The organism is Kineococcus rhizosphaerae (genome assembly GCF_003002055.1).
GTDB lineage: Bacteria > Actinomycetota > Actinomycetes > Actinomycetales > Kineococcaceae > Kineococcus > Kineococcus rhizosphaerae.
This window is the reverse complement of sequence record NZ_PVZF01000020.1, coordinates 17,215-40,310: the sequence shown is the minus strand read 5'-3', so window position 1 is coordinate 40,310 and position 23,096 is coordinate 17,215. Positions and strand designations below refer to the sequence as shown.

Sequence of the window (23,096 nt, the reverse complement as noted above, 5' to 3'; positions counted from 1 at the left end):
AGGGCGCCGACTGGTCCTCCTACGTCGTGCGCGACGGGCTGCTCATCACCGGCCAGAACCCCGCCTCCTCCTCCGAGGCCGCCGACGTCCTCGTCAGCGTCCTGGGCGAACTCGCCTCCGTCTGAACCGATGCGGTCCCCGGGCCCGAGCCGGCTCCCGGGTCGGCTCGGCCGGGGACGCCCCACCCGCCGGTCGTCGCCCTCGTCGGCCGCCGTGCGTGCTCAGCGCGAGGTCCCGCGGAAGGCTCGGTGGGCCGTCAGCCGAGGAGTTCCAGCTCGAACCGGGCGACGTCACCCAGTTCCAGGCCCTGGGCCGTCCGCACGGCCTTCTTCAGCGGCAGCACGTACGCGCCGTCCTCGCCGGGGAAAATCGACGTCGTCCACGTCGAGGTGCCGCAGCGCACCCGGACGGGGACGGCGCCGAACCCCGCCCGCGGCCGGGGCACGTCGGCGATCTCCTGCGACTGCGGCAGCGGCAGGCTCACGAAGACCCACAGGTCCGGGCGCGCCTCCCACCGCCACAGCGCGGCGGAGAACTCGTACTGCACGGGTTCAGGTGGAGGGTTTCTCGTCGAGCCAGCTCTGCAGGACCCGGCACAGCGGCTGGAGCTCGCGGTCCAAGTCGGGCAGCAGATCGCTGCTCGGGTTCTCCACGAGAAGCCAGCGCCGCAGCATCGCGACGTAGGCGCCGTGGATGCCGCCGGCGATGCCCTGCGGGGCGACGTCGCCCGTGGCGAAACCGTGCCGGCGGGCGACGAACGAGGCGACGTGCTCGGTCCACGCGGCCCACTGCTCGGACTCGCCCGAACGCAGTTCGGTGGACTCGTCCAGCACCCTGAAACGTTGCATCCACAAGCCTTCGGCGTCGATCACCTTCTCCAGCGCGCCGATGATGCAGCCGCGCACGAGGTCCAGCGTCGCGCCCTCGGCGGGGACCGCCTCCTCCAGGAGCCCGGCGAAGCCGGAGGTGAACTCGTCGAACCGCCACCAGATGATGGAGCCCTTGGACGGGAAGTAGCGGAAGAAGCTCGTCTTGCTGACGCCGGCCGCCGCGGTGATCTCGGCGAGCGTCGTCTCCTCGAAGCCCTTGCGCAGGAACAGGTCGATCGCGACGGTCTCGATCTCCTCGCGGGAGGACGCGGGCGGTCTGCCGCGACGAGGGGCGGGTCTCTCCACCTGGTGCTCAGTCACGATGGACAGCGTGCCACAGAGGTGACCCCCCGGCGGGGGTCGTTCGGCTGTCCGGGTGCGGGTGTCCTGTGCTGATCGTTACACTTCCCCGCCGCGTGCCGGGGGAGGTCTCGAACGTCGCAGCGCCGGGGAGCGCCCGACCGCGCGAGTACGACCGGCCCGCCGTCCCGCCCGTCGCTCAGCCCGTCGGCGGGGCTCGCACCAGGGTCGAGCGCCCGCCCGCATGGCATAGCCTCCAGGGGTGGCTGCGGACGGTGAACGGACGACGTACGTCGTCGTGGACGGCGAGAACATCGATGCGACCCTCGGGGCGTCGATCCTCGACGGGCGTCCCGGGCCCGAGCAGCGCCCGCGCTGGGAACGGCTGCTGAAGTTCGCCCGCGACACGTTCCAGCAGCCCGCCAAGGGCCTGTTCTTCCTCAACGCCTCCAACGGGCACCTGCCGATGTCGTTCGTCTCCGCGCTGCTCGCGATCGGCTACCAGCCCATCCCGCTGGCCGGCGGCCCGGGGGAGAAGGTCGTCGACATCGGCATCCAGCGCACGCTGGACGCCCTGGTGAACCGCGAGGGCGACGTCCTGCTCGGCTCCCACGACGTCGACTTCCTGCCGCAGGTCGACCGGCTCCTGACCGGGGACCGGCTCGTCGGCATGGTCGGGTTCCGCGAGTTCATGAACTCGCAGTACGCGCCGCTGGCCGAACGCGGGCTGAAGGTCTTCGACCTCGAGGACGACGTGCGCGCGTTCAATGTCGTGCTGCCCCGCGTCCGGATCATCCCGCTGGCCGACTTCGACCCGACGCGATACCTCTGACCGTCTCGATCGTGTCCGCCTCCTCGGCGGTCTTGTCCTCCCGGTAGCGCACGACGCGCGCGAACCGCAGGGCGAGCCCGCCGGGGTAGCGGGTCGAGCGCTGCAGCCCGTCGAAGGCGATCTCCACCACCTGCTCGGGCCGGACCGTGACGACGTACCCGGAGTCGTCGACGGCCAGTTCGCGGAACCGCTGCGTCTGCCAGCGCAGCACCTCGTCCGTCATGCCCTTGAACGTCTTGCCGAGCATGACGAAACCCCCGGTCGCGGGGTCCCGGGCGCCCAGGTGGATGTTCGAGAGCCACTGGCTGCGCCGGCCCGACCCGCGCTCCACGGCCAGCACCACGAGGTCGAGGGTGTGGACGGGTTTGACCTTCACCCACGCCCCACCGCGCCGACCCGCCGCGTAGGTCGAGGCCAGGTCCTTCACGACCACCCCCTCGTGCCCGCCCGCGACGGCGTGCTCAGCGAACTCGTTGGCCCGCACGGGGTCCGCGGTCACCAGCCGGGGCACCCGGTACCGCTGCGGGACCAGGGCGTCGAGGACCTCCAGACGTTCCGCCAGCGGCGTGTCCAGCAGATCGGCACCGTCAGCGTGCAGGACGTCGAAGAAGAACGGCACGACGGCCGTCCCGGTCGCCTGCGCCGTGCGCGACGCGGTGTCCTGGAACGCCTTCGGACGTCCCGCCTCGTCCAGGGTGAGGGCTTCCCCGTCCAGCACCAGGTCCCCGCCCGGCAGCGCCGCCACGACGTCGACCACCTCCGGCAGGCGGGCCGTGAGGTCCTCCAGGGTCCGCGTCGCGATGAGGACCCCACCGTCGCGGCGGTGCACCTGGACACGGATCCCGTCGAGCTTGGTGTCGACCGCCACCGGTCCCGCCAGACCCTCGAGCGCCTCGGCGACGGTGGTCGCGCTCGAGGCCAGCATCGGCAGCAGCGGCCGGCCCACCTGCAGCCCGAAGCCCGCCAGCGCGCCCGCGCCCCCGTGCAGCGCGGCGACCACGGCCTCGACCGTCGAGCCCGCCAGCATCGCCGCGCGCCGCACGTCCTGCGCCGGCACCCCGGCCACCTGCGCCGCCGCGTCCTGCACGAGCGCGTCCAGCGCCCCCTGCCGCAGCTCGCCCGTCACGACGCCGCGCAACCACCGTTGCTCGTCGGCCGTCGCCGCCGCGAACAGGTCCCGCACCGCCTCCTCGCGACGTCCCCTGGACCCGGCGCCCCCCAGCGCGGCGATCGCCTCGAACCGCTCGTGGACCCCGCGCACCGTCAGCGACGGGGCGTCCGCCGGGGCCGGCAGCGAGGCCAGCGACCGCCAGCCCAGGCCCGTCCGCCGCTGGGGCAGGCTGCCGCCCAGGTAGGCCGCGACGACGGCCGCGAGCTCCCGGTCCGACGTCCCGTCCGCCGCGCCCAGGCGCCCGAGCAGTTGCGCGATCTCGGCGACCTTCCGGGTCCGGGCCCGGGTGGAGGCCACAGCGGCCGAGGTGGTGACGACGTCGGCGAGCAGCACCCGGCCATCCTGCCGCCCACCCGACCTGACGGCCCCTGGAAGGGGACGCGATCGTGGCGCCCACGGGTTCGTCACCGGCGCTCGCGGACCTCCCCACCTGCGGACTGGACGCCCGGTCGTCCGATCCGGCTCCCGGGCGCGCCCGCGGCCGGGGTGGGGTCCGTCAGCCCCGCGAAGGGAGCGCGTCCGCGGAGGAGCTGCGAGCCGATCGCGGGGTGAGCCGGCCGTGCCGGACCAGCCAGCGCTCGAAGACGACTGTGCCGAACGGGGGGACACCGGCGGCGAGCCCCACCGCGGTGAGCCGCAGGTCCCAGCGCAGCGTCCGCGCCGCCCAGGCCGTGGACAGGAGGTAGACGACGAAACCGACGCCGTGGACCATCCCGACGACGGGGACCCCGCCTTCGTGCGGGGCGTGGACGATCCACTTCAGGAACATGGCGACGAGCAGCGCGGTCCACGAGATCGCCTCGAACGTGGCGATGACCTTGAACCAGCGGGCGGGGAGCGGCCCGGACGTCATGGGGGTCCTCCTCCTGGGTGGGGGCGTCCCCCAAGTCTGACGCTCCGTAGGAGACGCGGGCGCCGGGAGCGGTGTGGGATCGCTCACCCCCGCGCGGACCGGTCAGTGCGTCAGGAGTTCGTCGTCCTCCGTGCGCCCGAGGCGCCGCACGTACCCCGGGACGTCCTCGGCGGCCATGGCCGTCCCGAACCAGTGGCCCTGCGCGCGGTGCACCCCGAGCGCCCGCAGGGGGGCGATCTGCTCGGCGTGCTCGACGCCCTCGGCGAGGATCCGCATGTCCAGGGCCCGGCACAGCGCGGAGATGCCCTGGAGCAGGGACGTGTCCTCGCCCGTGACGAGGGTCGTGAGGGAACGGTCCAGCTTCACGGTCGAGATCGGGAACCGGCGCACGTACGACAGCGACGTGTACCCGATGCCGAAGTCGTCGAGGTCGAGGCGGAAACCGGCGGCGACGACCTCGCGCAGCGACGCCGCGATCCGCGGGTCGTCGGGCAGTTCCTCGTGCTCGGTGATCTCCAGGTGGACCCGGTCGGGGCGGATCCCGTGCCGGGCGGCCAGTTCGGTGATCCAGCGGCTCATGCCGTGCCGGTGCAGGCTCCCGACGCCGAGGTTCACGGCGACGTGCAGCTCACCGAGCCCCTGGGCGTCCCAGCGGGCGAGGTCGGCGAGGGCGCGGGAGGCGACGTGCTCGTCGAGACGGGCGCCGAGCCCGGCCGCCTCGGCGTGCGGCAGGAACTCGTCCGGCATGACCAGACCGGAGCGGGGGTGGTTCCAGCGCACGAGCGCCTCGACGCCGACGATCCTCGGGACGAGGTCGTCGCCGAGGTCGACGATCGGCTGGTGGACGACGACGAGTTCGCCGACCTCCTCGGGCCGGCCGTTCTGCAGCAGCAGGCTGCGCAGTTCCTGCTGCATCACCAGGCCGCCGAGGACCTTCTCGCGCAGCTGCGGGCGGTAGACCTGCGCCCGGCCCTTGCCGGCCTGCTTCGCGGCGTACATCGCCACGTCGGCGTCGACGAGGGCGTCGTCGAACGCGACACCCGCGCGCAGCGGGGCGATGCCGATGCTGGCGCTGACCTGGTACGGCAGCCCGCTGAACTCGAACGGCGCGTCGAGGGCCGTCAGCAGGAGGTCGGCCGGGCCCTCCTCGTCGTCCGGGGACGTCCAGGCGACGACGATGAACTCGTCACCCCCGGTGCGGGAGACGACGCCGCGCGGACCCACCGCCCCGCGCAACCGCCCGGCGACCTCGACGAGCAGCGCGTCCCCCACGGCGTGCCCGCGGGTGTCGTTGATCTGCTTGAAGTCGTCGAGGTCGACGAGGCACAGGTGCAGGTCCTCACCGCGCAGGCGCTGACGCAGGCGCTCGGCGGCGCCCGGCAGGCCGCGGCGGTTCACGAGGTCGGTCAGGGGGTCGCGGACGGCGCTGCGTTCGGCGCGCCGGACCGACAGCGCGGCCAGGCCCACCCCGGCGCAGGCCAGGACGTACCCGCTGGGGGCGACGACCGCGACGACCACGTCGGGCAGGACGCCGAGGACGCCCAGCACCCACAGCACGGGGACCGCGCAGAAGACCGGCAGCACGCTGAGCAGGCGCTGCCCCTCCCCCCGCAGGTCCCCGCCGGCGCAGGGGGTGCCGACCAGGCGCATGCTCGGGTGGGTGGCGGCCGCGGCCAGCAGCACGACGGCCACGCACTGGACGGCCTGCAGCAGGTGGCGCTCACCGGTCAGGAGGTCGGCCCGGGCGGTGACCAGGGCCGCGACGGCCAGCAGGGACCCGGCAGCCAGCAGCACGAGCGCGGTCGCGGGGGCCATCCCCTGGCGGGTGGTGAGGATCCGCAGCAGCACGATGGCCAGGACGACGTCGGCCGCGGTGCCCAGCAGCACCGCCGGGTCGGTGGGGCCGGCGGCGCGCAGCATCGCGAGGACCTGCACGACGAGCAGGGCCCCGGCGCCGACGGTGAGCAGCACGTCGGGCCAGGTGGCGCGGACCTCGCCGAGGGGGCGACGCAGCGTCCGGACGACGAAGGGGACGAGGACGAGGGCGACGACCTGGACGGCCACGACACCCCACCGGGCGGCGGACGGGTGGGTCCCGGAGACGGTGAGGGCGCTCGCGCCCAGGCCCGTGGCGACGAGCGCCAGCACCGCGACCCAGGCCCGCACGACGACGGGGCGGTGCCGGCGGACACCCAGGGCCGCGGTGAGCAGGGCGCCGGCGTGCACGAGCAGGGCGACGACGTCGGCGCACCGGCGCGGGTCGGCGGCCGGGAGGACGCCGACGACGACGCACAGGGCGGCGAGCGCCCCCAGCACCACGACGTCCCGCTTGGGCATCGTCCCCCCTCGTCCCCGGTCCCGGCCCCGTGCCGGCCTCCGTGTCATCGACGTGACCGGCCGGGGACTCATTCGCCCGATCAGGGGGTGCGGGCGCGTCCGGTAAGGAACACCCGACCACGCAGCGGGGTTGCCGCCCGCGTGAGCGCAGCGGAGATCAGCTTGTGGGGCGGCGGACCGTGGCAGGACCCGGCGCGGGTCGCGGAGGCCGGGGAGGTGGCCGCCGAGGTCGAGGAGCTGGGGTTCCACCGCATCTGGTTCTCCGGCGGGTTCGGCGACGGGATCCTGCCCGCCTTCGGTGACCTGCTGGCCGCGACCCGCACGATCGGCGTCGCCAGCGGCATCGTCAGCATCTGGACGGCCACCCCGGACCAGTCCGCGGCCGCCTTCGCCGATCTCGAGGCGAAGCACCCCGGCCGGTTCCTGCTGGGCCTGGGCAACTCGCACGCCCCGGCCGTGGAGGGGCAGGGCGGCCGCTACGAGAAGCCGTTCTCCCGCACCGTCGAGTACCTGGACGCCCTCGGCGACCGCGTGCCGCGCGAGCGCCTGGTGCTGGCCGCGCTGGGCCCGAAGATGCTGGACCTGGCCCGGGAGCGGACGACGGGGGCGCACCCGTACTTCGTGACGGTCGAGCACACGGTGGCCGCGCGCGAGGCCCTCGGCACCGGGTCGTGGCTGGCGCCGGAGGTCGCCGTCGTCCTGGACGCCGACCCGGACTCGGCCCGCGCCACGGCCCGCGAGCACCTGGCGACGTACCTGGCGCTGCCGAACTACACGAACAACCTGCGCCGCTTCGGCTGGGGGGACGAGGACCTGCTCGGGGGCGGCAGCGACCGGCTCGTCGACGCGCTGGTCGCGTGGGGTCCGGTGGAGCGGGTCGCGGCGGGCGTGCAGCGGCACGTCGACGCGGGGGCGGACGAGGTCGCGCTCCAGCTCCTCGGCGGGCGCGGGGAGTTCCCCCGCGAGGGGTTCCGGGAACTGGCGGCGGCGCTGGTCCGGGGGCGCTGAGCCCTGCGGCCGGCAGGGGTCAGCGGGCGGCGCTGACCACGGCGCTGCTGCTGCGCGCGAAGGACGCCGCCAGCCCGGCGGGGTCGTCGAGGTAGCCGGCGACCATCGCCCCGTCGCGCAGCAGCAGCAGGTCCTCGGCCACCGCCGTGGGGTCCGGCACCCCCAGGGGCGCCACCAGGTCCTGGAAGGCGCTGCGGTACCAGGCCCGGTGGGCGTCGACGACCCGGCGGGGGGCGCTGTCCGCGTCGGGGTACTCCGCCGCGGCGTTGATGAACGCGCACCCGCGGAACCCGGGCCGGCACGCCGAGGCGCCGATGAGTTCCCCCAGCCGTGCCAGGGCGACGCGGACGTCCCCGCCGGCCGCGGCGAACGCCGCCTCGACCCCTTCGCGTTCTCGCTGGGCGCTGGCCTGCAGGTAGGCCGCGACGAGGTCGTCCTTGGCCTTGAAGTGCCGGTAGAAGGTCACCTTGGTCGTCCCGGCCCGCTCGATGACCTTGTCCACGCTCACCGCCCGCAGGCCCGTCGTGTAGAACAGCGCGCTCGCCGCTTCGACCAGGCGGTCGCGCATCGACGTCTTCGCGTTCGCCGTCGTCATGCCCGACCCTCCTGCCTCTCCGCGTCGTCACCCGCGGGGAGTTCGACCACCGTGTGGAATGTCCGGTCATTCTACGACGGTGTGCCCGTGCTCCGAGGGTTCGACGTCGCAGAAGAGCGCGGTGAACGGGGTGCCGGTGGCCAGCAGGCGCTGGAACAGTTCGCCGGCGACGGGAGTGCCCACCGCGGCGGAGGCGTCGGCGTAGTCGCTGAAGTGCAGGTCCAGGGTCCGGTGGGCCGGGGTGGGTGAGCCGTCCTCCCTGGGCCACACCGTGGCGGACTCCAGGCGCTGGAGCAGGGGCAGGGTGCCGGCGAGCTCCCTCACCCGCGCGTAGGCGCTCTCGAACGCGGCGGGGTCGGAGGGGTTGTCGACGACGAAGGTGATCTTGGTGGTCATGGCGGGTCCTGGGTCCTGTACTCGGGTTCGGTGTCGTGCGTCGTGGGCGGGGAGGGTCAGGCGGCGGGCCGGGCGTAGGCCTCCAGCAGTCGCAGCCAGACCTCGCTGACGGTGGGGAAGGCGGGGACCGCGTGCCACAACCGGTCGACGGGAACCTCGGCGACGACGGCGATCGTCGCGGCGTGCAGGAGTTCCGCGACGTCGGGGCCGACGAGGGTGAACCCGACGACCACCTTCCGGTCCTCGTCGACGACCATGCGCGCCCGGCCCCGGTAGCCCTCGGCGTGCAGGGCCGAGCCGGCCACCGCGGCCAGGTCGTGGTCCACGACCCGCACGTCCAGGCCCGCCGCCAGGGCGTCCGCGGCCGTGAGACCGACGGAGGCGACCTCGGGGTCGGTGAACACGACCTGCGGCACGGCGCGTTCGTCGGCGGTGGTCGCGTGCCGGCCCCAGGGGGCGTCGTCGAGCGCCTCGCCGCGGGCGCGGGCGACGATGGCGTCGCCGAGCGCGCGGGCCTGGTACTTGCCCTGGTGGGTCAGCAGCACGCGGTGGTTCACGTCGCCGGCGGCGTAGAGCCAGTCCCCGTCCAGGGGTTTCCCGTCGGCGCCCAGGACGCGCAGGGTGTCGTCGACGGCGAGCCAGGACCCGGGTTCGAGCCCGACGGTCTGCAGGCCGAGGTCGTCGCTGTTGGGGGTGCGCCCGACGGCGACGAGGAGTTCGTCGGCCTCGACCCGCTGCCCGTCGGCCTCGCCGCCGGCCAGGACGAGGTGCACGGTTCCTGTCGGATCCCGTTGCACCGCAGCCACTACGGTGCCCAGGTGCACCGTCACCCCGTTCTCGCGCAGGGCGGCGGTGACGTGCTCGCCGGTGAACGGTTCCGCACGGGGCAGCATCCCGTCGCGCACCAGCACCGTCACCTGCGAGCCCAGGCCGGAGTACGCGGTGGCCATCTCGGCGGCCACCACGCCGCCGCCGATGACGGCGAGGCGGGCGGGCACGGCCCCGGCGGCCACGGATTCTCGGCTGGTCCAGGGCGCGGCCTCGCGCAGACCGGTGATGTCGGGGACCCGGGCGCTGCTGCCGGTGGCCACGACGACGGCGTGCCGGGCGGTGAGGGTGGTGGTGCTGCCGTCGGCGACGGTGACCTCGACCGTGCGGGGGGCGGTCAGGCGTCCGTGGCCGCGGACGAGGGTGATCCCGGCGCCGTCCAGCCAGGCGACCTGCCCGTCGTCGCGCCAGTCCGAGGCGAACGCGTCGCGACGGCGCAGGACGGCGGCGACGTCGAGGTCGCCGGTGACCGCCTCGGCGGCGCCGGGGACCCGGCGGGCGGCGCGCAGGGCGGAGGCGCTGCGCAGCAGGGCTTTCGTCGGCATGCAGGCCCAGTAGGAGCACTCACCGCCGACCAGTTCGCGTTCGACGACGGCGGCGCTCAGACCTGCCTGCGCGACGCGGTCGGCGACGTTCTCGCCCACCGGTCCCGCGCCGATGACGACGACGTCGAAGGTCGCACTGGTCCGGTTCGTGGTGGTGCTCGTGTCGGGGGTCATGGCGTGTCCTTCGTCGGAGTGGGTGCGGTCAGCGGTTCCGGGCGCTGCGGCCCAGGCGGAGGGCGGAGACGAGGAAGAAGATCCCGCCCGGGACGGCGTAGCCGGCGGCGCCGGACAGCGTGGGGTCACCGGTGCCGGCACTGGCGATGAAGGAGGCGCCGGCCAGGGTGGAGACGGCGCCGCTGACGATGAGCGGCCACTGGCCCCCGGCGCGGCGGCGGCGCACGGCGACGACGAGCTGGACGAGGCCGGCGACGACGGCCCAGGCCCCCCACACGCGCAGGACGGCGGGGATCCCGGAGGTGGCGGCCACACCCACGGCGACGGCTGTCAGGAGGCTGACGGCCACGTTGACGTGGAGGCCGGTCAGGGAGCGCCGGGTGGCGCCGGCGGCGCGGGAGGCGCGGGCGTCGACCACGGCGGCGGCGACGTCGACGAGCGGGTAGAGCACGAGCAGGGCGGCGGTGAGGCCGCCGAGGGTGTCGGCCATGGACAGGACGACACCGGCCCAGACGAGGGCGAAGGCGAAGCGGGCGAGGTACAGCTTGCGCAGGGTCGCGGTGGGGGTGGTCGCGGCGGGCGTGCCGGTCGCGGTGGGGGCGGGGGAGTCGGTGGTGCGCACGGTGGTCCTCTCGACGGTCACGGGCGGGGGACCGGGGGTTCTGCGGCCCGGTCGGGGAGCGGGACACGATCGGTCCCGAAAGTAGAATGACTAGTCACTCTGGTTTGTGAACCGTAGCCGCCCCGCGGCGACGGCGCAAGGAGCCGGACGGCAGGGGCCGGGTTCCCGCGGAGGAGGTTTCGTGGACGGACGGTGGACCACCGGCCGCTCCGGGCCGGGCGAGCGGTCCGAGTTCGCCGGTCCGGGTCACCCGGGAGGCTCGTGAGCAGTTCGTCACCAGGCGCGGCGGCGACGACCGGGCCGCCGAGGTGCGGATGCGCCAGGTGCTCGAAGACGTCCTCCTCGACGGTGCCCGAGTCCCGACCACAGCGCGGTGAGCGCCTACGGCACCGTGCGACGGGAACGGAACTGGGAACAGTTCACGGCAGGGGTGCCGTCCTGGTTCGAGGTCGCGAGGCGCTCACCGGACGGTGTTCCGCCGGGACCGGCTCGTTCCCGGGGACCGGCCGTCCCGCTCGGCGACCTCGTCGCCTCCGTCCGTCCCGGTGAACTGCCGTGACCTGGCGGGCGCTCGGCTCCTGCGCCGAGCTGCACCGGGCCGATCCGACCGACGTGGATGCGCTGCCAGTCCCGGTTCACGCACATCGCGCGGGGGCAGACCCAGATGACCGCGAGGTCGACCGAGGCGGCCTCACGGTGCCCCCACGGGGATGGTCGTCAGCGGCGGCGCTCGGCCAGTGCGACCAGGAGACCGACGATGACGACCGCGATCACCACGATCACGATCATCACGATGGTCATGGGTGAGTCGGCCAGCACGGTCGCTCCTCGATCGACGACGGATTCGGATCTTCGCAGGCCAGCTTCCTCACCGCCCACTCGTCGACACCAGTGGACGTCTCCGGAGCGCCGTGAACGTGCACCGAGCGCGGGATGACCGTGAGGTTTTCGACTCGGTGCACGCGATGTCGACGCTCCGCCGAAGTGTTGCGTTGCAACCTATTCACGTCTCGTGAGTGGGTCGGAACGTACCACTCCAGCGGACGGGCATCGCGCTGTTCGTCATGAGCGGTAGGCCGGCTGAGCGTGATCGTGCGCTGAGCGCGAGATGACCGCGCGGTCGTCCTGGGCTCACCACTCGTGGTCAGACACCGCCGGCCATGCACTGTCCACCTGTGACGCGGCAGCCCAGTAGAAGGGGATCAGCTCGCGCAGCTTCCGGCTGGACCACGCGGCCGGATCCGCGGGGTCGGCGACACCGACATCGACGTCGGGTCCCCAGAGGGCGAGTCGTTCCTGGCACGTCCCGCACGGAGCGAGCACCGATCGCGTGCCGATGGCCCGGTCGATGCTCACGCACACCGACGCCACGATCGTCTGGTCGTTGGAGTACGCGGTGCAGATCGGACCGGTCTCGGCGCACAGGGTCATCGCGGCCTTGTAGTTGGCCAGTGAGACACCCGTCAGGATTGCACCGTCCTCGAGGCGAATCGCAGCAGCTACGGCGTCGCGCCGCGGCCAACGGCGGTCGGCTTGATCGACGGCAGCTCGGATCAGTGGTTCATCGACGGGCACCGCACCATTGTCGGGTCGACCGGCGGGTGTGCGGTCATCCGCTCTTCGCCATGAGCGAGTGTTGCGCTCGTCGCCATGACCGCGACGTCCGCGACGTCCTCGACAGCGGCACGTGCGGGTGGATCAGCTCAGGACTTCCACCTCGCACGTGATCCCCGGCGCACGCGACAAACGCGCGTCGGCGGTGACCAACACGACGTCCAGGGCCTCGGCCAAGGCGACGTAGGCGGCGTCGTAGCTGGTGACGGTGTGCCGCAGCTCCCAGCAGCGAGGCAGGAGGGCTCGGTGCGCGGCACGTCGCAGGGGAAGGTCGATCAAGTCGCGCAGGGCGAGATCGGCACGACGCTCGGGCAAGCGTCCGCCCGCGGCCGCGCGGCGCAGGACGGAGGCCACCTCGAGGTCGATCACCTCAGGAGCGGTGAGGATCTCGCCGCGCAGACGGTCCCGGGCCCGATCCCCGTCGGGCCCGTCGTCGACGAGTGCTGGGGCCAGGACGCTGGCGTCGACGACGATCACGAACGGTGGTCACGGTCCTCGTGCACCGCCGTCACGGCATCGCGGAAGGACAAGCTGCCGCCGGCTCGCCCACCGGCTCGTTCGAGGACTTCCTCGAGGGACGGGGTGCTGGCTTCCTGGACGAGCTTGGCGAGGAGGTACTCCTGCAGGGACTGGTGAGCAAGAGCGGCGCGACGCCGTAGGACGGCGTGCGTCTCGTCGGGAACGTCCTTGATCTGAACGCTGGGCATGGCGCCATTCTGGCGCTCCACCATCTGTTCCGCAATCACCCGGTCTTGGGCAAGACTGTAGAGTTGCCGCCGTCCCTGATCGTGCGCTGGGCGCGGGACGACCACGCCCCCGCACCCCGGGACGATCCAGCTCACGGCGAGGTGTTGCTGCTGCGCTCGTGGCGCCCACGCATGACCCAGGACGTGATGTAGACGAGCCCCAGGACTGAGAAGCCGATGGGCGGCAGCAGTCGCCAGGTCGCGGTGCCGCGGTAGTCGAGGAGTGCCCAATGGGCGACGGCGAGCAGGCTCCACGTGAGCCCCAGGAGGAGCGACTGCTTGCGGGTCTTCGTGGTGTGCCACCACGGCTTCTCGCTCACCAGGACACCTTCCCTCGTGCACGCCGTCGACACCCCGCGCTCCTCGAGGTGTCCGTGACGTCGCTCCTCCAGGATCCGCCCTAGTCGTGCGTCGCGGTCTCGTGACCGGAGTGCCCGACGGGTTCGAGCTGGAACGTCGCGTGCTCGACGGCGACGGGGAAGTGCTCGGCGACGCAGGACTGCAACCGGTCGAGGATCTCCGGCGCGTGCCCGTCCCGGAAGCAGGAGTCGTCGAGCACGACGTGCGCGGACAGCACGGGCAGGCCCGTCGTGATGAGGCTGGCGTGCAGGTCGTGGACGGCGTGGACGTGCGGCAGTTCCAGCAGGTGGCGGCGCACGTCCTCCAGGTCCAGCCCCGGCGGGGTGGACTCCAGCAGCACCGACGTCGTCTCCCGCAGCAGCTTCAGCGTGCGGGGGACGATGAGCACCCCGATCACGAGGGAGACGACGGCGTCGGCGCGGGTCCACCCGGTGAGGGCGATGACGGCGGCGGCCAGCAGCACGGCCACCGACCCCAGCCCGTCGTTGACGACCTCCAGGACCGCGGCGCGCACGTTGACGTTGGCCTTCGCGTTCCCCCGCAGCAGGAGCCACAGCGCGAGGACGTTGCCGAGCAGGCCGACGACCCCGAAGACGACCATCGCCCCGGAGTGGACCTGCGGCGGTTCGACGAGTCGCTTCACCCCTTCGACGAGGACGAAGACGCCGATGGCCAGCAGGGCCGCGGCCTGCAGGGTCGCGGCGAGGACCTCGGCCCGGCGGTACCCCCAGGTGCGCTGTGCCGACGCCGGGCGCGCGGCCAGCGACGCGGCGATGAGCGCGATCACGAGACCGGCGACGTCGGTGAGCATGTGGCCGGCGTCGGCCAGCAGGGCCAGCGACCCGGAGACGAACGCACCGACGGCCTCGGCGACCAGGACGGTGGCGGTGACCGCAAGCGCCGCGGTGAGCCGCTTCCGGTTCTGGGCCAGCTCGTGGCCGTGACCGTGGCCGTGCCCGTGGCTCACGAGACCACCTCGCACAGTTCCTCGTTGACGGCGAGGACGACGCCGAGCAGGTCGCCCAGGGCGTGGCTCATGCGGGCGTCGGCGATCTCGTAGCGGACGCGGCGGCCCTCGGGGACGGCCGCGACGAGGCCGCAGCCGCGCAGGCACGACAGGTGGTTCGACAGCGACTGCCGGGACACCCCGAGCAGGTCGGCGAGTTCGGCCGGGTACCCCGGGGACTCGCGCAGCGCCAGCAGCAGCCGGGACCGGGTGGGGTCGGACAGGGCGTGGCCGAAGCGGGCCAGGACCTGGGCGTGCGTCGCGATCACCCCACGACAGTACATCGAGAACTGGATCGTCGAGGTGGCTTGACCCTGACGCGACGTCAGGCCGGACCGTCGGGGACGTGAGCCGCTACGTGATGGACACCACCCACAGCACCGTCCCCGTCCCCGACCTCGACGCCGAACCCCCGCCCGTCGAGGACCGCGTCTACGGGATGCCGATGTTCCCCACCGTCCCCACCGCCGACCTCGCCGCGTCCGTCGAGTTCTGGACCCGTGGCCTGGGGTTCGTCGACCTGTTCACCGTCCCCGGCCGGCTCACCCACCTGCGACGCTGGCGCTTCCAGGACGTCCTGCTCGTCCCCGGCGACCCGTCCACCTGCACCGCCCTCGGCCCGAACGTCGCGTGCGTGCTGCGCCAGCTCGACGAGGTCGCCGCTGCGTGCGAGCACCTCGTCCCCGGCTGCACCACCGGCCCCGAGCGCCGACCCTGGAACAGCCTCGAGCTGGAGGTCCGCACCCCCGAGGGCACCCGCGTCGTCCTGACCGCCGCGCTGCCCCTGGACCCCCGCAGCCCGGCCGCGCAGGACCTGCGCGACCTGGGTCTCGACGTCCCGGGCTGACACGATGACCCGCGTGGACGAACCGATCGCCGTCGGCCGGGCCGCCGAGCAGCTCGGCGTGAGCGTGCGCACCCTGCACCACTGGGAGACCCTCGGTCTCGTCACCACCGCCCGCACCGCCGGGGGCTACCGCACCTACACCTGCGACGACCTCGCCCGTCTGCACCGCGTCCTGCGCTACCGCGAACTCGGCGTCCCGCTGGCCGACATCGTCGACCTCCTCGGCACCGGCGGCGACGCCCTGGAACTGCTGCACCGGCAGCGGGCGGAACTCCTCGACCGCCTCGACCGGACGCGACGGGCCCTGGCCGCCGTGGACCGGCTCATCGACGCCACCGAGCACGGCCCCCAGCTCACCCCCGCGGAGCAGGTCGCGCTCTTCGGCGACGGCTGGGACCCCGCCTGGACCGCCGTCGCCCGTGAGCGCTGGGGCGGGACCGACGCCTGGCGGCAGTACGCCGAGCACGCCGCGGACCGGACCCCGCGCGACTGGGAACTCCTCGCCCGCGACGTCGCCGCCCTCGAAGCGGACCTGGGCGCGGCGAAGCGGGCGGACGTCGAACCCGGCTCACCGGCCGCCGACGCCCTCGCCGAACGGCACCGCGCCTCGATCGCCGTCCACCTCGACTGCTCCCACGCCCGGCACGTCTGCCTGGCCCGGCGCTACACCACCGAGGAGGGTTTCCGCGCGCACTACGACGCGGTCGAACCCGGGCTCGCCGCGTGGCTGCGCGCCGTCGTCGAGGCCAACGCCCGCGCCCACGGCGTCGACCCGGACACCGCCACCTGGTCCTGAACCGCCCCCGGTAGCGTGCCGACCGTGACCGTCACCGACGACAGAACCCCCGACATCACCGACCGGACCGTCCCCGGACCCCACGGCGACGTCGACGTCCGCGTCTACACCCCCACCGGCCCCCCGGCCGCCGCCCTCGTCTGGGCCCACGGCGGAGGTTTCGCCGCCGGCGACCTCGACATGCCCGAGTCCGACGCCGTCGCCCGGCGCCTCCAGGAGTCCGGGATCCTGGTCGTCGCCGTCGGCTACCGCCTCGCCGGGCCCGGCACGTACTACCCGGTGCCCTCCGACGACGTCCTCGCCGCCTGGCGCTGGGGCCGCGACCTCGCGTTGAGCTCCGGCGTGGCGCCCGGGCTCGTCCAGCTCGGTGGGGCCAGCGCCGGTGGGAACCTCGTCGCCGGCGCCGTGCTGCGCCTGCTGGCCGACGGCGGCGACGTCCCCGCCGCGGTGTTCCTGGCCTACCCGACGCTGCACGACGTCCCGCCCGCCGAGTCCCCCGTCGCGGCGCTCGCGGTCGCGGGGTTGCCGCAGGACCAGCGGTGGTCGGCGGCCGACGTCGCCGCGATGTACCGGGGTTTCCTCGGGCCCGAGCAGCGCGACGTCCCGGTGCCCGCCGTTCCCGGCACGGCCGACCTGGAGGGTTTCCCGCCGACGTTCGTCCTCACGAGCGAGGCCGACGGGTTGCGCGGTTCGGCCGACGAGTTCACCCGTCGCCTGGTGTTCGCGGGGACCCCGGTGTTCTCGTGCTGCGAGGCCGGGACCGAGCACGGCCACCTCAACCGCCCGGGCCCGGCGTTCGACGCGAGCCTGCGGCGCGTCGCGCACTGGCTGTTGAACTCCCCGGCCCTGGTCGGCTGAGGTTCTGGTCGGGCGGGTTCAGGGCAGCAGCACGACGCGGCCGACGACGGTCCGCGACTCCGCCAGCCGCAGCGCGTCCGCGGCCCGTTCCAGGGGGAACGTGGCCGCGACGTGGGCGCGCAGTTCCCCGCGGGCCAGCAGGGCGAACACCTGCGTCAGGTCCTCGCGGAACCGGGCCTGGAACCGGGCCCGGTTCCGGCGGCCGGCCCACACGTTGAAGAACGTGGCCCGGTGGCCGCCGGGACGCAGGTTCCACCACTGCAGGCGGACGAAGAGCTTCAGGATGGGGAGCGTCGCGTTGCCGGTGGTGTCGCGGGTGGCGGCGGTGCCGTAGGAGACGAGGGTCCCGCCGCGGCGCAGGAGGCGGTGCGAGGCCGCGAGCACTTCGCCACCGACGTGGTCGAACACCGCGTCGACCCCGCTGGGGGCGAGGTCGCGCACCCGGGCCTCGACGTCGCCGCGGTAGTCGACGGGTTCGACCCCGAGGGCGCGCAGGGCGTCGTGGTGGCGCGCCGACGCGGTGCCGAGGACGCGGGCCCCGGCGCGCAGGGCCAGTTGCGCGAGGACGGTTCCGACGCCGCCGTTCACACCGTGGACGAGGACCGTCTGACCGGCGCGGACCCTCGCACCGCGGTGCAGCATCTGCCAGGCCGTGACCCCGTTGACGATGAACGTGGAAGCCTCGGCCGCCTCGACCCCGTCGGGCACCGGGACGAGGTCGCCGACGTCGACGAGCGCGTGGGTCGACCACCCGCCGGTCTTGGTCATGGCGGCGATCCGCCGGCCGACGAGGTCGGCGGGGGTTCCCGGTCCCACCTCGACGACGGTTCCCACGAGGTCGTACCCGGGGACGAACGGGAACGCCGGCTGGTCGTAGTACTTCCCGCGGCGCATCTGCTGCTCGGCGTAGGAGACCCCCGTGGCCTCGACCGCGACGAGGGCCTGCCCGGTCGCGGGGGCGGGGAGGTCGGTGTGTTCGACGCGCAGCCCGTCGGGTTCGACGAGGCCGGGCAGGACGATCCGGGTGGTGAGCACGGTCTCTCCTTGTGTGTGTTTGGTCAGTCACAACTTCGGGCACGAGGAACTCCCCCGGGTGGGGGGTCAGAAGTGGCGCAGGCCCGCGCTGAGGGTCCGGGCCCACGAGTTCGGCACGTCGTCCAGGCCCGCGGTGACGACGAGGTGGCACAACTGCCCCCACGCCACGAACCGCTGGACGGCCTCGGGAGTCGCGCCGGACAGTTCGGTGACGACGTCGACGACCGAGGCGAGCCCGCGGCGCAGGGCCTCCCGGATCTCCGGGACGTCCGTGGCGCTCTGGGTGTGGACCTGGAACCTCAGCAGGTCCTCGTCGGCGATGAGCTCGGCGTACGCCAGGCCCATGGCGTCGAGGACCGCCTCGGGGGAGCGGTCCGCCGCCCGCTCCGCGCCGGCGCGCAGGGCGGCGACGACGTCGGCGAAGCAGTGGTCGACGGCGGCCGTGAACAGACCGAGCTTGCCGTCGAAGAGGCGGAACACGTACGCGGGGGAGATCCCCGCGTCCGCGGCCACGGCGGCCACCGGGGTCGCGTGGTACCCGGCGCGGGCGAAGACCCGCGTCGCGCTCGCGACGGCGAGCGCCCGCTGCGCCTCCGCGGTCGACCTCGTCGCTGCCATGTGTGTGAGTGAACAGTCACAAAGCCTCGATGTCAACCCTCTTGCGTCGAAGGGTGGAGCCCGCCGAGTGCCTCCCTGCGCCGCTCGCGACGGCCCGCCGCGGTTCCCGAGCATGGATCGCGTGAGGACCGCGACCCCGGGAGTTCCCGTGCCCCAGCCCCAGCCCACCCCGACCCGGCCGCCGCAGACCGCTGCGGCCGTCCAGCTCGACGCCGTCACCAAGCACTTCCCGAACGGCCCCGACGTGACCGTCGCGCTCGACGCGGTGACCCTGACGATCGCGCCGGGGACGTTCACCGCCGTCATGGGGCCCTCGGGGTCGGGCAAGTCCACGTTCCTGAACTGCGCGGCCGGGCTCGAACGCCCCACCTCCGGGACCGTCCGGATCGCCGGGCGCGACCTCGGTGCGCTGCGTCCCGACGACGTCACCCGGGTCCGCCGCGACCACGTGGGGTTCGTCTTCCAGGGCTACGACCTCGTCCCCCACCTCACCGTCGCCGAGAACGTCGCGCTGCCGGTGACCCTCGCGGGACGGCACGTCGCGGCCGGGCGGGTCCGCTCGCTGCTGGGTTCCGTGGGGCTGGACGGCCTGCAACGGCGGCTGCCCGCGGAACTGTCCGGTGGTCAGGCGCAACGCGTCGCCATCGCCCGCGCCCTGGTCACCGAGCCCGACGTCGTGTTCGCCGACGAACCCACCGGCGCCCTCGACGTGCGGGCCGCCGAGCAGGTCCTGACCCTGCTGCGCTCGGCCGTGGACGACCTGGGCCGCACGCTCGTCCTCGTGACGCACGACCCGCGGGCCGCCGAGCGGGCCGACGAGGTGGTGTTCCTCGCCGACGGCCGGGTGCAGGACCGGTTGCCCCGCAGCGGTGCCCACGAGATCGCGTCCCGCCTCCTGGACCTCGGGCGGTGAGGGGCGTGCGCACCGCGGTCCGTTCCCTGCGGGTGAACCGTTCCGGGTTCCTGGGCGCCGCCGGGATCGTCGCGCTCGCCGCGACGCTGCTCGGGGCGACGGCCGCCTGGGGCCAGGCCGCCGTCCGGTCCGACGACCTCCCGCTGCTGCTGGCGGCGACCGGGTCCTTCGGGGGCACCCTCCTGCTCGTGGTCGTCCTCGTCGTGTCCGGCGTGCTCTCGGGCGCGCTGCGCGAGCGCCGCCGCGAGTTCGCGCTGCTGCGCGCCGTCGGGGCCACCGGGCGTCAGGTGCGGGCCGCGATCCGCGCCGAGGTCCTCGTGCTCGTGCTGGCCGTCGTCCCGCCGGGGGCCCTGGCCGGGACGGCGCTGGCGCCGCGGGCGACCTCGCTGCTCGTCGCGGTCGGGGCCGTGCCGGCGGGGTGGCGGCTGGACCCCTCGCTCGTACCGCTGCTGGTGACCGTCCTCCTCCTCGTGCCGACCGGCTGGGTCGTCGCCGCGCTCGCCGGGCGGGAGGTGACCCGCCCGAGCCCGACCGCGGCCGTGCGTGACAGCACCGCCGACCTCGCCCCCGTGGCCCGGGCCCGGACGTGGACCGCGGCCGCGCTGGCCGCCACGGGACTGGCCGCCGCCGGCACCCCCGCCGCGTCGTCGGGTACGACCGCGACCGCGACGGCGGCGAGTTCGGCCCTGCTGCTCGTGGTGGCCGCGGCGCTGGCCGGGCCGCTGCTGGTGCGCTGGGCCGCCGGGCGGGCCGTCGGCCGCATCGGCGGGCGGGGCGCCGCGACGACCCTCGCCCTGCTGAACCTGCGGGGTTCGGCGCGCCGGGTCTCGGCGGCCGTGGTGCCGCTGGCGCTCCTCGTCAGCCTGGGGGTCGTGCAGAGCGGGACGAACCAGGCGGTCGTGCGTGCGGCCGGGGACCAGGTGCGCGCCGGGCTGCGCGCGGACCTCGTCGCCACGGCGGACGGGCTCACGACCCCCGACATCCGGTCCGTGGCCGCCGTCGCGGGGGTCAGCGGGGTGACGGTCAGCGGCAGCCTGCCCGCGTCGGTGCGCGTCGACCTCGACGACGACGACCTCGGCGGCAGGTTGTCGTGGGAGGCCGCGACGGTCCGGACCCTCGGGGCCGACCGGTCCGGGCTCGACCTCGCCGTGAGTTCGGGGTCGCTGCGGGACCTGGACCGGCCCGCCACGATCGCCGTCGGGCGGGACGCGGTCGAGTTCACCGGCGTCGGGGTCGGGGACCCCGTGGAGGTCCGGATCGACTCCGGGCGGGTCGAGCGGCGCACGGTCGTCGCCGTCTACGAGCGGGGGCTGGGTTTCGGCGACTACGCGATCGGTTCTCCCCCCACCGCGGGGCCGGTGCAGTTCCTGGTCCGGCTCGCCCCGGGCGCGGACCGGCGGGCCGGCGAACGTGCCCTGACGGCGATGGGGTTGCAGGTCAGCGACCGGGAGGGTTTCGTGGCGGCCGCCGTCGACGACGCCCGCGACTCGGCGCGGTTCTCCCTGGGGCTGCTCGTGGCGCTGCTGGCGTTCATCGCCGCCGCGGCGGCGACCACGCTGCGGCGGCAGACGGTCCAGCGGCGCGGGGAGTTCGCGCTGCTGTCGCGCACCGGGGCGAGCGCCGGGCAGCTGCGGCGGGTGCTGGCGGTCGAGGCCGCCGTCACCGCGGCCGTCGCCGTCGTGGTGGGGATCGTCGCGGTCCTTCCCGCGCTGACCGGGGTGGGGTACGCGCTGACGGGAGTTCCGCTGCCCGCCGTGGACGTCCCGGTGAGCACCGGGGTGGTCGCCGCCGCGGTGCTCGTCGTGGCGGCCGGCGTGCTGCCCGCGGGGTTCCGGGTGAGTTCCCGGACGAGGGGTTCGTCGTTCCGGTGAGGACGTGACCGCGCCCCGACAGATCAGGCCGAGCGCCGGATCTCCGCCAGCACCTGCTCCGTCGCGCTCTCGCGGTCGAGGGTGACGCCGGCTTCGCGCAGCACCGTCGCGGCGGTCCCCTCCGGCCGCCCGAGGACGGCCAGCAGGATGTGCTCCGTCCCGACGTAGTTGTGCCGCAGGGAGAGCGCGGCGCGCAGCGCGTCCTCCAGCACCTTCTTCCCGCTCCGGTCGAACGGGACGTGCGTGGACGGCGCGCCCCGGCCGAACAGCCGCCGACGTGGACGTCCCGTGTCCAGCGCACCGGGCCCGAAGGACTCCTCGGCCCGGCGGCGGACCTCGTCGAGGTCGATGCCGAGGCTGCGCAGGGCCTCGGCGTCGCGTTCCCCGGCCGCGTGCCGGCGCACGAGGTCCCGCAGGGTGTCCAGGTCGACGGGGCCGACGACGCGCTGGGCCACGCTCGGGGTCGCCAGGACCCCGAGCAGGACGTGCTCGGCGCCGATGCGGTGGTGCTGCAGGGCCCGGGCCTCCTCCTGCGCCCGCACGACGGCCGCGCGGGCGGGTTTCGTGAAGCGTTCGAACACGGGTTCCTCCTGGTGCGACGGTGGGTCAGATCCGGCGGGAGTGCTTCTTGTGGACGGCCTGCTTGCTGACCCCGAGGGCCTCGGCGATGTCCGCCCACGACCAGCCCAGGCGGCGGGCCTGCGCGACCTGGAGGTCCTCGAGCTTCTCGAGGAGGCGGCGCAGGGCCGCGACGGCGCGCAGGCCCACGGCGGGGTCGGCGTCGGTGCTGCGGGTGACCAGGACGTCCTGGTCGGTGGGGCCGGTCATGAGTCAACTTTCGTTGACGATCGGGGATTCGTCAACCCTTGTTGACGTCGGGGGGTGATCCCGCACGACGCGGGGACCCGCCCTCCGGCCGACGCCCCCCGGGTCCGGGGAACCGGCGGGGGGTCAGAGGGTCAGGACGAGCTTGCCGCGCAGGTGTCCGCCGTCCAGGCGGCGGTGGGCCCGGACGACGTCCTGGAAGGGGAACGTCTCCTGCACGTGGACCCGCAGCCGTCCCCGTTCGACCAGGTCGACCAGACCGCGCAAGGCGATCGGGTCGGGGTCCACGGCGATGCCGCTGAGCCGCAGGCCCGCCGCCTCGACCGCGGCGACGAGCTGCTCGTCGTCCTCGGCGGCCGCTGTCACCACGTGACCGCCTGGGCGCACCGCGGGCAGGCAGGCGTGCACGGCCTGCCCTCCCAGGGTGTCCAGCACCACGTCCACGCCGGCGACCGCGTCGGCGACCGCGACCCGGGTGTGGTCCACGACCTCCGCCACGCCGAGGGTTTCGACGAAACTCCGCTTGTCCGGGCTGACGGTGGTGATGACGTGAGCGCCCAGCGCAGCGGCGATCTGGATCGCGACGTGCCCGACCCCGCCGCCACCGCCCAGGACCAGGACGCGGTCACCCTCGCCCACCGCGGCCAGGTCGACCAGCCCCTGCCAGGCGGTCAGTCCCACGCTGGGCAGGGCGGCCGCTTCGACGTGCGAGAGCGAGGCCGGCTTGCGCACCAGGTGCAGCGCCGGTACCGCTGCGAACTCGGCGTAGGTGCTGGCCGGCCGGGGGAAGAGCGACATGCCGAACACCTCGTCGCCCGGCCTCAACCGCCAGGTGAGCGCTTCCTCGACCACGCCGCTGACGTCCCAGCCGAGGGTGAACGGTGGAGGTCCGAGCAGGGGACTGCCTTCGGCGCGCAGCCGTGCCTCCAGGGGGTTGAGTCCGACGGCGGCGACCCGCACGAGAACCTCGGTCGGCATCGGCCGGGGTGTCGGGGCATCGCGAACGGTGAGCACCTCGGGACCGCCGAGCTCGTGCTGGGTGATGATCTTCATCTGCTGCTCCTCACGCTCAGGGGG

The 23,096-nt window shown here is 74.3% G+C and carries 27 protein-coding genes and 1 pseudogene; 8 read left to right on the top strand and 20 right to left on the bottom strand.

Translation table 11 applies throughout. The features are described 5' to 3' along the window. A pseudogene (locus tag CLV37_RS29115) lies at positions 1-125 on the top strand (type 1 glutamine amidotransferase domain-containing protein); the annotation flags it as partial. 131 nt (positions 126-256) lie between these two features. Here the strand turns inward: CLV37_RS29115 and CLV37_RS25185 are convergent. Beyond that, on the bottom strand, positions 257-547 hold the full coding sequence (locus tag CLV37_RS25185; RefSeq protein WP_106215501.1) for a DUF1905 domain-containing protein: 291 nt from the start codon (positions 545-547) through the stop codon (positions 257-259). 4 nt (positions 548-551) lie between these two features. Beyond that, positions 552-1,190 carry an acyl-CoA-like ligand-binding transcription factor gene (locus CLV37_RS25180; protein WP_170127499.1) on the bottom strand — a complete coding sequence of 213 codons (639 nt, stop codon included), beginning with the start codon at positions 1,188-1,190 and terminating at the stop codon, positions 552-554. 241 nt (positions 1,191-1,431) lie between these two features. On the opposite strand from CLV37_RS25180, the gene CLV37_RS25175 reads away from it, so the two are divergent. Further along, the gene (locus CLV37_RS25175) at positions 1,432-2,001 is read left to right on the top strand and encodes an NYN domain-containing protein (RefSeq protein WP_106215499.1); all 570 of its coding nucleotides are present in this window, start codon (positions 1,432-1,434) and stop codon (positions 1,999-2,001) included. On the opposite strand, the gene CLV37_RS25170 is transcribed toward CLV37_RS25175, so the two are convergent. The 3 genes from CLV37_RS25170 to CLV37_RS25160 form a co-directional block, all read right to left on the bottom strand. Further along, positions 1,961-3,505 (bottom strand): ATP-dependent DNA ligase, encoded by a 1,545-nt coding sequence (locus CLV37_RS25170; protein WP_106215498.1) that lies wholly within the window; start codon positions 3,503-3,505, stop codon positions 1,961-1,963. The genes CLV37_RS25175 and CLV37_RS25170 overlap by 41 nt on opposite strands. Before the next feature lie 163 nt (positions 3,506-3,668). After that, positions 3,669-4,025 (bottom strand): DUF3817 domain-containing protein, encoded by a 357-nt coding sequence (locus CLV37_RS25165; RefSeq protein ID WP_106215497.1) that lies wholly within the window; start codon positions 4,023-4,025, stop codon positions 3,669-3,671. A gap of 102 nt (positions 4,026-4,127) precedes the next feature. Further along, positions 4,128-6,362, bottom strand: a complete 2,235-nt coding sequence (locus tag CLV37_RS25160; protein WP_106215496.1) for a putative bifunctional diguanylate cyclase/phosphodiesterase — start codon at positions 6,360-6,362, stop codon at positions 4,128-4,130. Between the two features lie 141 nt (positions 6,363-6,503). On the opposite strand from CLV37_RS25160, the gene CLV37_RS25155 reads away from it, so the two are divergent. Next, entirely contained in the window at positions 6,504-7,370 is an 867-nt protein-coding gene (locus CLV37_RS25155; RefSeq protein ID WP_211298944.1) for a TIGR03620 family F420-dependent LLM class oxidoreductase, read from the top strand. A 19-nt stretch (positions 7,371-7,389) separates the two neighbouring features. Here CLV37_RS25155 and CLV37_RS25150 read toward each other — a convergent pair whose 3' ends face one another. The 10 genes from CLV37_RS25150 to CLV37_RS25105 form a co-directional block, all read right to left on the bottom strand. Beyond that, positions 7,390-7,965 carry a TetR/AcrR family transcriptional regulator gene (locus CLV37_RS25150; RefSeq protein WP_106215495.1) on the bottom strand — a complete coding sequence of 192 codons (576 nt, stop codon included), beginning with the start codon at positions 7,963-7,965 and terminating at the stop codon, positions 7,390-7,392. Positions 7,966-8,031: 66 nt separating this feature from the next. Then, positions 8,032-8,361, bottom strand: a complete 330-nt coding sequence (locus tag CLV37_RS25145) for an EthD family reductase (RefSeq protein WP_106215494.1) — start codon at positions 8,359-8,361, stop codon at positions 8,032-8,034. Positions 8,362-8,417: 56 nt separating this feature from the next. Further along, on the bottom strand, positions 8,418-9,908 hold the full coding sequence (locus CLV37_RS25140) for a dihydrolipoyl dehydrogenase family protein (protein WP_106215493.1): 1,491 nt from the start codon (positions 9,906-9,908) through the stop codon (positions 8,418-8,420). 28 nt (positions 9,909-9,936) lie between these two features. Continuing rightward, positions 9,937-10,530: a DUF308 domain-containing protein gene (locus tag CLV37_RS25135; protein ID WP_106215506.1), complete on the bottom strand. Its 594-nt coding sequence runs from the start codon at positions 10,528-10,530 to the stop codon at positions 9,937-9,939. A 1,131-nt stretch (positions 10,531-11,661) separates the two neighbouring features. Then, positions 11,662-12,105, bottom strand: coding sequence for a cytidine deaminase (locus tag CLV37_RS25130; RefSeq protein ID WP_106215492.1), 444 nt, complete (start codon positions 12,103-12,105; stop codon positions 11,662-11,664). Positions 12,106-12,228: 123 nt separating this feature from the next. Next, positions 12,229-12,621, bottom strand: a complete 393-nt coding sequence (locus tag CLV37_RS25125; protein ID WP_106215491.1) for a type II toxin-antitoxin system VapC family toxin — start codon at positions 12,619-12,621, stop codon at positions 12,229-12,231. After that, positions 12,618-12,986 (bottom strand): FitA-like ribbon-helix-helix domain-containing protein, encoded by a 369-nt coding sequence (locus tag CLV37_RS28675; protein ID WP_245885866.1) that lies wholly within the window; start codon positions 12,984-12,986, stop codon positions 12,618-12,620. The genes CLV37_RS25125 and CLV37_RS28675 overlap by 4 nt, the downstream gene beginning before the upstream one ends. Continuing rightward, positions 12,983-13,210, bottom strand: a complete 228-nt coding sequence (locus CLV37_RS25115; RefSeq protein ID WP_146149592.1) for a hypothetical protein — start codon at positions 13,208-13,210, stop codon at positions 12,983-12,985. Before CLV37_RS25115 ends, CLV37_RS28675 begins: the two co-directional genes overlap by 4 nt. 80 nt (positions 13,211-13,290) lie before the next feature. Next, positions 13,291-14,217, bottom strand: coding sequence for a cation diffusion facilitator family transporter (locus CLV37_RS25110; protein WP_106215489.1), 927 nt, complete (start codon positions 14,215-14,217; stop codon positions 13,291-13,293). Next, positions 14,214-14,540, bottom strand: coding sequence for an ArsR/SmtB family transcription factor (locus tag CLV37_RS25105; protein ID WP_106215488.1), 327 nt, complete (start codon positions 14,538-14,540; stop codon positions 14,214-14,216). The genes CLV37_RS25110 and CLV37_RS25105 overlap by 4 nt, the downstream gene beginning before the upstream one ends. A gap of 77 nt (positions 14,541-14,617) precedes the next feature. Here CLV37_RS25105 and CLV37_RS25100 point away from each other — a divergent pair, with 77 nt between their 5' ends. Genes CLV37_RS25100 through CLV37_RS25090 form a run of 3 tightly spaced genes read left to right on the top strand, consistent with a single transcriptional unit; the run spans position 14,618 to position 16,757 of the window. Further along, complete coding sequence (locus CLV37_RS25100) at positions 14,618-15,103, top strand: VOC family protein (RefSeq protein ID WP_106215504.1); 486 nt, start codon at positions 14,618-14,620, stop codon at positions 15,101-15,103. Positions 15,104-15,107: 4 nt separating this feature from the next. Further along, positions 15,108-15,899: a MerR family transcriptional regulator gene (locus tag CLV37_RS25095; protein WP_106215487.1), complete on the top strand. Its 792-nt coding sequence runs from the start codon at positions 15,108-15,110 to the stop codon at positions 15,897-15,899. Positions 15,900-15,923: 24 nt separating this feature from the next. Continuing rightward, positions 15,924-16,757 carry an alpha/beta hydrolase fold domain-containing protein gene (locus tag CLV37_RS25090; RefSeq protein WP_106215503.1) on the top strand — a complete coding sequence of 278 codons (834 nt, stop codon included), beginning with the start codon at positions 15,924-15,926 and terminating at the stop codon, positions 16,755-16,757. Between the two features lie 18 nt (positions 16,758-16,775). On the opposite strand, the gene CLV37_RS25085 is transcribed toward CLV37_RS25090, so the two are convergent. Both CLV37_RS25085 and CLV37_RS25080 read right to left on the bottom strand, forming a co-directional pair. Then, positions 16,776-17,792 carry a medium chain dehydrogenase/reductase family protein gene (locus CLV37_RS25085; protein ID WP_106215486.1) on the bottom strand — a complete coding sequence of 339 codons (1,017 nt, stop codon included), beginning with the start codon at positions 17,790-17,792 and terminating at the stop codon, positions 16,776-16,778. 66 nt (positions 17,793-17,858) lie between these two features. After that, positions 17,859-18,410, bottom strand: coding sequence for a TetR/AcrR family transcriptional regulator (locus CLV37_RS25080; RefSeq protein ID WP_106215485.1), 552 nt, complete (start codon positions 18,408-18,410; stop codon positions 17,859-17,861). A 112-nt stretch (positions 18,411-18,522) separates the two neighbouring features. Here CLV37_RS25080 and CLV37_RS25075 point away from each other — a divergent pair, with 112 nt between their 5' ends. Next, positions 18,523-19,323 (top strand): ABC transporter ATP-binding protein, encoded by an 801-nt coding sequence (locus CLV37_RS25075; RefSeq protein WP_106215484.1) that lies wholly within the window; start codon positions 18,523-18,525, stop codon positions 19,321-19,323. Between the two features lie 5 nt (positions 19,324-19,328). Next, positions 19,329-21,194, top strand: a complete 1,866-nt coding sequence (locus tag CLV37_RS25070) for an FtsX-like permease family protein (RefSeq protein ID WP_170127498.1) — start codon at positions 19,329-19,331, stop codon at positions 21,192-21,194. Positions 21,195-21,217: 23 nt separating this feature from the next. Here CLV37_RS25070 and CLV37_RS25065 read toward each other — a convergent pair whose 3' ends face one another. The 3 genes from CLV37_RS25065 to CLV37_RS25055 form a co-directional block, all read right to left on the bottom strand. Beyond that, entirely contained in the window at positions 21,218-21,775 is a 558-nt protein-coding gene (locus CLV37_RS25065) for a Clp protease N-terminal domain-containing protein (RefSeq protein WP_106215482.1), read from the bottom strand. 25 nt (positions 21,776-21,800) lie between these two features. Next, positions 21,801-22,022 (bottom strand): RNA polymerase sigma factor sigma-70 region 4 domain-containing protein, encoded by a 222-nt coding sequence (locus CLV37_RS25060; protein WP_106215481.1) that lies wholly within the window; start codon positions 22,020-22,022, stop codon positions 21,801-21,803. 123 nt (positions 22,023-22,145) lie between these two features. Beyond that, entirely contained in the window at positions 22,146-23,072 is a 927-nt protein-coding gene (locus CLV37_RS25055) for an NADP-dependent oxidoreductase (RefSeq protein WP_106215480.1), read from the bottom strand. Positions 23,073-23,096 lie beyond the last annotated feature (24 nt).

Excerpts from the sequence above, each read along its gene's own strand:
- CLV37_RS25095 (WP_106215487.1), top strand. The coding sequence starts at position 15,108 with ATGACCCGCGTGGACGAACCGATCGCCGTCGGCCGGGCCGCCGAGCAG.
- CLV37_RS25080 (WP_106215485.1), bottom strand. The coding sequence starts at position 18,410 with ATGGCAGCGACGAGGTCGACCGCGGAGGCGCAGCGGGCGCTCGCCGTC.
- CLV37_RS25150 (WP_106215495.1), bottom strand. The coding sequence starts at position 7,965 with ATGACGACGGCGAACGCGAAGACGTCGATGCGCGACCGCCTGGTCGAA.
- CLV37_RS25145 (WP_106215494.1), bottom strand. The coding sequence starts at position 8,361 with ATGACCACCAAGATCACCTTCGTCGTCGACAACCCCTCCGACCCCGCC.
- CLV37_RS25060 (WP_106215481.1), bottom strand. The coding sequence starts at position 22,022 with ATGACCGGCCCCACCGACCAGGACGTCCTGGTCACCCGCAGCACCGAC.
- CLV37_RS25165 (WP_106215497.1), bottom strand. The coding sequence starts at position 4,025 with ATGACGTCCGGGCCGCTCCCCGCCCGCTGGTTCAAGGTCATCGCCACG.
- CLV37_RS25055 (WP_106215480.1), bottom strand. The coding sequence starts at position 23,072 with ATGAAGATCATCACCCAGCACGAGCTCGGCGGTCCCGAGGTGCTCACC.
- CLV37_RS25075 (WP_106215484.1), top strand. The coding sequence starts at position 18,523 with ATGGATCGCGTGAGGACCGCGACCCCGGGAGTTCCCGTGCCCCAGCCC.
- CLV37_RS25100 (WP_106215504.1), top strand. The coding sequence starts at position 14,618 with ATGGACACCACCCACAGCACCGTCCCCGTCCCCGACCTCGACGCCGAA.
- CLV37_RS25105 (WP_106215488.1), bottom strand. The coding sequence starts at position 14,540 with ATGTACTGTCGTGGGGTGATCGCGACGCACGCCCAGGTCCTGGCCCGC.
- CLV37_RS25140 (WP_106215493.1), bottom strand. The coding sequence starts at position 9,908 with ATGACCCCCGACACGAGCACCACCACGAACCGGACCAGTGCGACCTTC.
- CLV37_RS25160 (WP_106215496.1), bottom strand. The coding sequence starts at position 6,362 with ATGCCCAAGCGGGACGTCGTGGTGCTGGGGGCGCTCGCCGCCCTGTGC.